This window comes from Streptomyces sp. WAC06614, assembly GCF_003949795.1.
In the GTDB taxonomy this organism is placed as follows: domain Bacteria; phylum Actinomycetota; class Actinomycetes; order Streptomycetales; family Streptomycetaceae; genus Streptomyces.
In genome coordinates this window covers 24,191-31,497 of sequence record NZ_RPRY01000052.1, presented here as the reverse complement: position 1 = coordinate 31,497, position 7,307 = coordinate 24,191, and the positions used below count along the sequence as shown (strand labels likewise).

Sequence of the window (7,307 nt, the reverse complement as noted above, 5' to 3'; positions counted from 1 at the left end):
CGGTACGGGAGGCGTGCCGAGCGGCGCGGGCGATGTCTGCCGCACGCGCCCCTCGCGGGACGGTCCGCCAGGGGGAGGGATCCGTCACCCGCCGCGACCGTTTGATCCGCTGCGGCCAGGACCCGCTGCGCGCGACGGGCCCGCCTACGGGTGGAGGGGCGGAGCGGGGCTTGGCCGCAGCGGATACAACGGTAGCGGTGGGTGACGGATCACTCACGCTGCCGTCACTGCCCGCGAGGTGCGCATGGCCATGACATCGACCGAGCCGGTCGCTCCCGTTCCCGTACCGGGGCGCACCCCCGGGCAGGTGGTGGTCAGCTGGCTGTCCACCACCGATCACAAGAAGATCGGGCACCTGTACCTGATCACCTCGTTCATCTTCTTCCTGATCGGCGGCATCCTGGCCCTGGCGATCCGTGCGGAGCTGGCCCGTCCGGGGACGCAGATCCTGTCCAACGAGCAGTACAACCAGGCGTTCACGATGCACGGCACGATCATGCTGCTGCTGTTCGCCACGCCCACCTTCGCCGGGTTCGCCAACGCGGTCATGCCGTTGCAGATCGGCGCCCCGGACGTGGCGTTCCCGCGGCTGAACATGCTCTCGTACTGGCTGTTCCTCTTCGGGGGACTGATCGCGTTCGCGGCCTTCCTCACCCCGCAGGGCGCGGCGGACTTCGGCTGGACGGCGTACGCGCCGCTGAGCAACGCGGAGCGCAGCCCCAGCGTCGGCTCGGACATGTGGATCATGGGGCTGGCGCTCGCCGGGTTCGGCACCATCCTCGGGTCGGTGAATTTCGCGACCACCATCATCTGCATGCGCGCGCCCGGCATGACGATGTTCCGGATGCCGATCTTCACCTGGAACATCCTGCTGACCTCGGTCCTGGTCCTCTTCGCCTTCCCGGTGCTGGCCGCCGCGCTGCTGGCGCTGGAGGCCGACCGGAGGTTCGGCGCCCAGGTGTTCAACCCGGCCAACGGCGGCCCGCTCCTGTGGCAACACCTGTTCTGGTTCTTCGGTCACCCCGAGGTCTACATCATCGCGCTGCCGTTCTTCGGGATCATCACCGAGATCATCCCCGTCTTCTCCCGCAAACCGATCTTCGGCTACGTCGGCCTGGTCGCGGCGACCCTCGCGATCGCCGGGCTGTCGCTGACCGTGTGGGCCCACCACATGTTCGCCACCGGCGCGGTGCTGCTGCCGTTCTTCTCCTTCATGACCTTCCTGATCGCCGTCCCGACGGGGGTGAAGTTCTTCAACTGGATCGGAACCATGTGGAAGGGTTCCCTGTCCTTCGAGACACCCATGCTCTGGTCGATCGGCTTCCTGGTGACGTTCCTGTTCGGCGGGCTGACCGGCATCATCCTGGCGTCGCCGCCGATGGACTTCCACGTCACCGACTCGTACTTCGTGGTGGCGCACTTCCACTACGTGGTCTTCGGCACCGTCGTCTTCGCCACCTTCGCCGGCTTCTACTTCTGGTGGCCCAAGTTCACCGGCACCATGCTCGACGAACGCCTGGGCAAGATCCACTTCTGGACCTTGTTCATCGGCTTCCACACCACCTTCCTCGTCCAGCACTGGCTCGGCGCGGAGGGCATGCCCCGACGCTACGCCGACTACCTCGCCGTCGACGGCTTCACCACCTTGAACTCGATCTCCTCGATCGGCTCCTTCCTGCTGGGCCTGTCCACGCTGCCGTTCTTCTACAACGTGTGGAAGACCGCGAAGACCGCCCCGCGCGTCGACGTCGACGACCCCTGGGGCTTCGGACGCTCCCTGGAATGGGCCACCTCCTGCCCGCCGCCCCGGCACAACTTCGTCACCCTGCCCCGCATCCGCTCCGAGTCCCCGGCCTTCGACCTCCACTACCCCGAGATCGCCGCCTTCGACTGGACCGACACCCACGGCAAGCGCGACGTCCTCGACGACCCCGGCGCACGCAAAAAGCCCGGGATCGGCCCGGGACCGGCCCCGCGGTAGAGGACCGGCCATGGACCGTGAGGACACCGCGGCCGGCCTCGCCCGCCTGGAGGGCTACCTCATGAGCCAGGCCGCCCGCCACGAAGCGGCAGCGGCGGGCGAGACCTTCGCCCGCCACCTGTCCTGGCTCGGCCCCCAGGAGAAGGACGAGATCGCCCGCCGCTTCGCCGACCACCACCTCGCCCTGCGCCGGCAGATGCTCCACGCGGTGATCGAACGGACCCACGAACTCCGCACCGAGTACAGCCACCGCTACGCCGTACTCCGCCGCCGCGCCACGGTCACGGCCCTCGCCGTCGTCGTCCTGACAGCGGCAGCCCTCACCCTCGTCCCACCGCTGCACTAGGAGGGGAGGCCGCCGTCGTGTGTGCCACGGCCGGAACCGCACGCCGTCCACCGGGTCCGCACCGAGCGCACGAACGAACTCCGGGTGCTCACCGACGGCCCTGAGCCCCTGGCCGAGGCCCGCGCGCCCTTCAGCCGCGTGAGCCGGGGTGGTGCCCTGGCCCACCGGTCAAGTCGGCCAACGGCGTGGGGGAGAGGTCGGCGGGGTCCTCACCGGCCTCCAGCAGGGTGTCCGCGGCCCCCACGATCAAGGGATCCGGGTGGCCGACCGCCGCCTCGTCCTTGCTCGCGTAGTCGATGCGCCACAGCAGGCTGCGCATCGCCTCCAGGCGGGCGCGCCGCTTGTCGTTGCTCTTCACCACGGTCCACGGCGCATGGGCGGTGTCGGTCGCGCGGAACATCTCCACCTTGGCCGTGGTGTACGCGTCCCACCGGTCCAACGAGGCCAGGTCCGTGGGGGAGAGCTTCCACTGGCGCACCGGGTCGACCTGACGGATGGCGAAACGGGTGCGCTGCTCGGAACGGGAGACCGAGAACCAGAACTTGACCAGCAGGATCCCGTCCTCGACGAGCATGGCCTCGAAGGTCGGACACTGGTCGAGGAACTGCTCGTACTGCTCGTCCGTACAGAAGCCCATGACCCTCTCCACGCCGGCCCGGTTGTACCAGGAGCGGTCGAAGAAGACGATCTCCCCCGGGCCGGGGAGGTGGGCGACGTAGCGCTGGAAGTACCACTGACCGGCCTCGCGCTCGCTCGGCTTGTCCAAGGCCACGATGCGGGCGCCGCGGGGGTTCAACCGTTCGGTGAAACGCTGAATGGTGCCCCCCTTGCCCGCCGCGTCCCGCCCCTCGCAGATCACCACCACCCGCGCCCCCGTGTCCTTGACCCAGCGCTGCAGCTTCAGCAACTCGATCTGCAGGATCCGCTTCGCCCGCTCGTACGCGGCCCGCCGCAGCTTGCGGTCGTAGGGATAGTTCTCCCGCCACGTACGAAGGGGCTTGCCGGCCCCGTCGAGCAGCACGGGCTGCTCCGGCCGACTCGCATCGACACTCAAGCCGGCGAGCAACGCTTCCTGCCGGTCCCGCCCAGCCGTACCCTCCACACTCACGCGCATCGCCTACCCCACTCCGCGCGTGACTACCGTGCCCGCTCAGATCTGCTGCGATGGAGGAGACGGTGTCGGCGATGTCCTGGCCCTGGAGCCGTTCGATGTCGCCCAGGTAGGCGTGGAGCTGCTCCTGGACGGCGTCCGGGTTGTGGGTGCGCAGTTCGGTGTCGACGCTCCCGGGTTCGACGACCCACACGCGGACGTGCCGGCCGGTCAGCTCCTGGCGCAGTGCCTCGCTGAACGCGACCCCGAACTTGGTGGCGCAGTAACCCCGGTCGTTCTCCCTTGGTCGAGCGTAGCCCTGCCGCCCGTTTTGCGTCACCAGCCTCCCGTTCACCCCCTACGGGTGCCCCGGGCCGGGGCGTGGGGGTCGACCCCGACGTACCCGGGGGTCGCTTCTCGTCGCGCCAGAGGATCCCCCGCGACGCCTTGATCACGAGGATGGGTGATGCCCGCCGCACTGCGGGCGCCAGCCGGCCAGCCCGCCGCCCGCGCCCGGTCAAGGAGCCCCCTGACATGAAGCACCGCTCGCGCACCGCTGCTGCTGCCGCCACCCTCCTCCTCGGCATCACCGCCGGAACCCTCGCCGCGTGGTGACCGCCGCGATCGTCCTCCAACTCGCCCCGAGGGAAAGGTGGACCTCGACGCGCCGGCCTCCCGCTACCTGCCCGGACTGCTGCCCGACTCCTTCACCCCGCCGCCCACCGTGCGGCACCTGCTGACCTTCACCAGTGGACTGCGGCCCGGCGCCGACCTGGGTGAGACCCCGCCGAGATGTACGCGAACCGCTTCACGACGCTCACCCCGCAGCAGGTCGTCGCCACCGCCGTGGCCAAAGGACCCGTCTTCGCCCCGGGGACGCGGCAGGTCTACCAGAACATCGACTACACCGTCCTGGGCACGGTGATCGAGCAGGTGACGGGCGACCGTTACGCCCACCAGGCCGACGTCCGCGTCTTCCGGCCCCTCGGAATGCAGCACACGGGCTTCCCGAACGGCGCCGATCCGCGGATCCACGGCCCGCACCACCGCGGCTACGGGGAACTGGACGGCCGTCAAGGGCGCCACGTACGGAGCGGCGCTCCAGCGGTTCCAGGTCAACGGCAGAGAGGTCTGGGGCAAGACGGGCTCCCGCCCCGGCTACCACACGGTCCTCGCCGCGACCCGCGATCTCTCCCGCACCGTGGTGTACTCCGTCACCAGCAAGAGCGCCCGCGAGGACGGCTTCGCCCTCGTGCAGCGCTTCGCCCTCCCGGCCTTCAACCGCTGGGCCGCGACGGACGCCGGCAGGTGGTGAAAAGTCGGCTCGTTCGGGGAGTGCGTTCCCGGGTCCCGGGGCAACCGCGGTGTCGTAGGGCACCTGCTGCAGCGTCCCGGGCCATGGCCGGTCCCTTGAGAGGCCGACCGTTCGGCCCCTGACGCAACAGAGGCCACAGAGCCAGCAGACGCAGCAGGCGCAGCTGACGCAACTGACGCCAGGAGGAACGAGCATGTCGCAGGTCAAGGAGTCCATCGAGGTCGACGTTCCGGTCCGCACCGCCTACGACCAGTGGACGCAGTTCGAGTCGTTCCCGCAGTTCATGGACGGGGTCGAGCGGATCGAGCAGCGCACCGACACCCTCACCCACTGGGTGACGAAGATCGCGGGTGTCGAGCGGGAGTTCGACGCGGAGATCACCGAGCAGATCCCGGACACGAAGATCGCCTGGGTGACGGTCGGCGGCGAGACGGAGCAGTCCGGGCTGGTGACGTTCCGCCCCATCGACCCCTCCCATACCGAGGTGACCTTCCTGATGCACTTCGATCCCGACGGGATGGCGGAGAACATCGCCGACAAGCTCGGGTTCGTCGACCGGCAGGTCAAGGGTGACCTGAAGCGGTTCAAGCACTTCATCGAGGACCGCGGCGCCCCGACCGGCCAGTGGCGCGGCCAGGTCTGACCCGCACACCACCCTCCCGCACGGGCCGGTGCCGCGCCGCGGCGCCGGCCCGTGCCCGTGCCTGGAGCGGGGCGGGGAGAGAGGGCGAAGCCCACGGTAGCTCCGGCACCACCGTGCACGCGTACCGGCCGCAACGGACCGCATGCACAGGGTGTCGGTGCCCTGGCATGCTGATCCTGAGCCGGATCGAGGAGGGGGCGCGCAGGGCGGGGCGAAGACCGCCGGGGCGCCGCGGTCCGCGAACACCCTACGTCTCAGGAGGAGCCAGGTGAGTTTGAGTGCGCTGCGCCCGGGGGACCCGAAGACCATCGGCGGGTTCACGCTCGTCGGTCGGCTCGGTGCGGGGGGCATGGGCGTCGTCTACCTGGCACAAGGCCGTGACGGCCAACTCGTGGCCCTCAAACGGCTCCGTGAGGAACTCGCCGCGGACCCCGAGTTCCGCGCCCGCTTCCGACGCGAGGCCGCAGCGCTGCTGCGGGTCCAAGGCACCTGCACGGTCGACGTGTTGGCGGTCGAGGTCGAAGCGAGCACCCCGTTCGTCGTCATGGAGTACGTCCAGGGACCGACACTGGCGGAGTACGTGGGCGAACACGGCCCGCTGGACGGCGACATGGCGCACGGCTTCGCCGTCGGCCTCGCCGAAGCGCTCGTCGCGATCCACCGGGCCGGCATGGTGCACCGCGACCTCAAACCCGCCAACGTCCTCCTCTCGACCGACGGCCCCAAGGTCATCGACTTCGGCATCGCGCAGGCCGTCGACGGGACGGCACTGACCCGCACCGGGATCGCGGTCGGGACCATGGGCTTCATGGCACCGGAGCAGCTCCGAGGGCAGGCCGGACCACCGGCCGACGTGTTCGCCTGGGCGATGACCGTCGCCTACGCCACCACCGGGCGGCCGCCGTTCGGCACCGGACCCTCCGAGGCGGTCCTCTACAGGCTCCTGCACGACGCACCCGACCTCGACGGCGTCCCCGCCCGGCTCGAGCCACTCCTGACGAGGTCCTTGGACAGAACACCCGAGCGCCGTCCGACCCCCGCTGAGCTGCTCGCCGAACTGACCGGCACCGAGGGCCCCGGAACGGCCCTCGCCCCCGCCGTCGACGCGGAGGCCGTCACCGCGGTGCTCGCCGTGGCGTGGCAGATGCCCGGCACGGCCGAGCTGGCGGTTCCCCGGCCGAAGCGGCGCACCATGCGCCTCGCCGCCGCGGCAGCGGTGGTGCTCCTGCTCTCGACCGCCGGGATCGTCTGGACGGCACTGGCCGGCGGGGACAGCACGACGGCCTCCGGGACCGCCGGCGCGACGGTGCCCGCGAGCCGGTCGGCGAACACGGCGGCGCCCGCCACCTCCCCGGCGACGTCCGCGTCCCCCGCCGGCGGCGGATCGAGGCTCCCTTCGGCCACGTCCGGCCCGACGGCCCCGCCCACGCCGACCGCGGTCCAGCCGCCACCCGCCCTGTCGTCACCGTCCGCCCTCACAGGCTCGATCACCAACACCCACAGCGGCCTGTGCCTCGACACCAACGGTCCGCAACGCCCCGGCCTGGCCGTGGTGCTCCGCACCTGCGGGTACTTCAGCGGCCAGATCTGGCGGTACGACGCCACGACCCGGCACCTGACGAACACGCCCAGCGGCCTGTGCCTGGACACGAACGGGCAACCCGCCGCCGGCGTGGCGGCCGTGCTGAACCCTTGCGGCAACCACGCCGGCCAGCAATGGCAGTACGACGCCGCCGGCAGCCACTTCACCAACCTCGCGAGCGGCCTGTGCCTGGACACGGCCGGCGCCCCGGCGGTCGACCTCGGCCTGCTCCTCAACTCCTGCGGCAACTACACCGGCCAGCTCTGGAGGACCTGACCACCCCCCGGAGCCCGGACGTCCGGTACGCGGGCCGGCCCGGCACGGGCCGCGGAAGGGCCCGGTCCGGCCGG

At 70.7% G+C, this 7,307-nt stretch carries 6 protein-coding genes and 2 pseudogenes; 6 read left to right on the top strand and 2 right to left on the bottom strand.

Going from position 1 to position 7,307, the window contains the following annotated elements; genetic code table 11:
* Window positions 1-250 precede the first annotated feature (250 nt).
* Window positions 251-1,981, top strand: a complete 1,731-nt coding sequence (gene ctaD, locus EF918_RS10175) for a cytochrome c oxidase subunit I (protein WP_260610031.1) — start codon at window positions 251-253, stop codon at window positions 1,979-1,981.
* 10 nt (window positions 1,982-1,991) lie between these two features.
* Window positions 1,992-2,327: a hypothetical protein gene (locus tag EF918_RS10170; RefSeq protein WP_125643962.1), complete on the top strand. Its 336-nt coding sequence runs from the start codon at window positions 1,992-1,994 to the stop codon at window positions 2,325-2,327.
* A 130-nt stretch (window positions 2,328-2,457) separates the two neighbouring features.
* Here the strand turns inward: EF918_RS10170 and ppk2 are convergent, their stop codons facing one another.
* Complete coding sequence (ppk2, locus tag EF918_RS10165; protein WP_125643960.1) at window positions 2,458-3,441, bottom strand: polyphosphate kinase 2; 984 nt, start codon at window positions 3,439-3,441, stop codon at window positions 2,458-2,460.
* A gap of 151 nt (window positions 3,442-3,592) precedes the next feature.
* A pseudogene (locus EF918_RS38060) lies at window positions 3,593-3,757 on the bottom strand (SDR family NAD(P)-dependent oxidoreductase); the annotation flags it as partial.
* Between the two features lie 312 nt (window positions 3,758-4,069).
* Between EF918_RS38060 and EF918_RS39275 the strand changes: the two are divergent.
* The 4 genes and pseudogenes from EF918_RS39275 to EF918_RS10145 all read left to right on the top strand — a co-directional run bounded on the left by EF918_RS39275 (window position 4,070) and on the right by EF918_RS10145 (window position 7,233).
* Window positions 4,070-4,342 (top strand): beta-lactamase family protein, encoded by a 273-nt coding sequence (locus EF918_RS39275; RefSeq protein ID WP_260610030.1) that lies wholly within the window; start codon window positions 4,070-4,072, stop codon window positions 4,340-4,342.
* Window positions 4,288-4,419, top strand: a pseudogene (locus tag EF918_RS39270) (serine hydrolase); the annotation flags it as partial. The gene EF918_RS39275 and the pseudogene EF918_RS39270, both read left to right, overlap by 55 nt.
* A gap of 506 nt (window positions 4,420-4,925) precedes the next feature.
* Window positions 4,926-5,375: an SRPBCC family protein gene (locus EF918_RS10150; RefSeq protein ID WP_125643958.1), complete on the top strand. Its 450-nt coding sequence runs from the start codon at window positions 4,926-4,928 to the stop codon at window positions 5,373-5,375.
* 268 nt (window positions 5,376-5,643) lie between these two features.
* Window positions 5,644-7,233 (top strand): serine/threonine protein kinase, encoded by a 1,590-nt coding sequence (locus tag EF918_RS10145; protein WP_185921678.1) that lies wholly within the window; start codon window positions 5,644-5,646, stop codon window positions 7,231-7,233.
* The last annotated feature ends 74 nt before the right edge of the window (window positions 7,234-7,307 follow it).